This window comes from Pseudomonadota bacterium, from assembly GCA_010028905.1.
Classification (GTDB): Bacteria; Vulcanimicrobiota; Xenobia; order RGZZ01; family RGZZ01; genus RGZZ01.
Map to the genome: position 1 here is coordinate 1 of RGZZ01000698.1, position 1925 is coordinate 1925.

1 protein-coding gene is annotated in these 1925 nt (G+C 69.2%); it reads left to right on the forward strand.

Annotated elements, in window-relative coordinates; all coding sequences use genetic code 11:
• The coding region (locus EB084_24460; GenBank protein ID NDD31416.1) for an FAD-binding oxidoreductase at nt 1–1717 on the forward strand (1717 nt) is incomplete at its 5' end.
• Between the last annotated feature and the right edge of the window lie 208 nt (nt 1718–1925).

A 1925-nucleotide genomic window follows, 5' to 3' on the forward strand; every position in this document is an offset into this window, starting at 1 on the left:
CGACGCCGCCCTGGCCGCCATGCCGCAGCCCGCGCGATGGGTGCGCCCAGGCGACGCAGCGTGGCCGACCGAAGCGCAGTGGGCGGTCCTGAACCAGCGCGTGGGGGGCCGGCTGCATGCGGTAGCCGATCCTCTGGCCACGTGCAGACGCCAACCGGGATCAGCCGAGGCGGAGCAGGTGCTGGCCGACATGCGCAACCCTTTCTATGTTCAAGAGCAGGCCGGCGCCACAGAGAGCAGCGGCTGGATCGACGGCTGGACCACGGCGCCGAGCGCTCGCGCCGTCGAGGTGCGCAGCGCCCAGGACGTCGCCGCCGCCGTCGACTTCGCCCGCGCGCACAACCTGCGGCTCGTGGTGAAGGGCGGCGCGCACAGCTACAAGGGCCAGTCATGCGCGCCGGACTCGCTGCTGGTATGGACCCGCCACTTCGACGGCATCACGCTGCACGATGCCTTCACGCCCCAGGGCGCGCCCTCGGGAACCCCACCCGTCGCGGCGGTGTCGGTCGACGCGGGGGCGGTGTGGCTGCAGGTCTACGATCGCGTGGTGACCCACGCGAAGCGCTACGTGCAGGGCGGCGGATGCGCGTCGGTAGGGGTGGCCGGCCACCTGCAGACCGGCGGCTTCGGAAGCTACTCGAAGCGCTACGGCATGAGCGCGGCCGGCATCATCGAGCTCGAGCTGGTGACCTCCGACGGCAAGGTGCGCACGGTCAACCGCTTTCAGGAGCCCGACCTCTTCTGGGCCTGGAGGGGTGCGGGGGCGGCCTTCGGCATCGCCACACGGGTCACGATGCGCACGCCTCCCCTCCCCGAGCACTTCGGCGCAGCCAGCGGCGTGATCAAGGCGGCCACCGAGGCCGACTTCACGAATCTGGTGAACACCTTCCTGGAGATGTATCGAGACGGTCTCATGAACCCCCACTGGGGCGAGCAGGCGAGCTTTGACGGCGAGAACCGACTGTCGCTGGCGCTCTTGTTCCAGGGCCTTTCGCAGGTCGAGGCCGAGAAGGCGCTGCAGCCGCTCGTCGACCACGTGGCGGCACACAAAGGGCTCTCGTGGGAGCACCCGTTGCGGGTGAGCGTCATCCCAGCCTGGCAGCAGTGGAGCTACGCGCGCCTCTCGAAGATCACGCCCTCGCCCATCGTCGAGGACAAGCGCGCAGGAACCCCCGCCGGTCGATACTGGTGGAAAGGCGATGCCGGCCAGGTGAGCCTGTTCTGGGCGGGCTACGAGTCGGGCTGGCTGCACGAGCGGCTGCTCGAGGGCGCGTCGCTGCCGCGGCTGACACGGTCGCTGGTGGCCGCCTCGCGCCTGCAGACCGTTGCGCTGCACTTCAACAAGGGGCTCGCCGGCGCGCCGTCCGAAGCGCGCGAAGAGGTGCGCCGCGACCTGTGCGTCAACCCCGTTGCGGCCGACGCGTTCGCCCTGGTCATCATCGCAGACGGGCAGCAGGCGAGATGGAACGGGGTCCCGGGACACGAGCCGGACGCAGCCGAGCTGCGACGCAAGGCACGCAGGGTCATCGACGCCATGGAAATCGTTCGCACCGTCGCACCGGACGCCGGCGGATACTCGTCAGAGATGGGCTATCATGCCAAGGACTGGCGCGAGGCGGCCTGGGGCCCCCACTACCCGCGGCTGCTCGCGCTTAAGAAGCGGTACGACCCGGTCGGGCTGTTCGTGGGACACCACTACGTGGGCAGCGAAGGGTGACAAGCGTCAACATCCCGGCAACACACGCGTGACCGGGACCATGGTAGGCTCTGGGCAACCTGTCGGAGAGCGAACAGACATCCACCGTACCCCCCCAATGCGGTGAGATCCCTGTAAACGCGCCTCCGCAAGACCTGAAGCCACGCCCGAAGCGGCTGCGGTCATTGATTGGAAAGAGAGCGACCTACCCGTGACCATCCCCCCCACA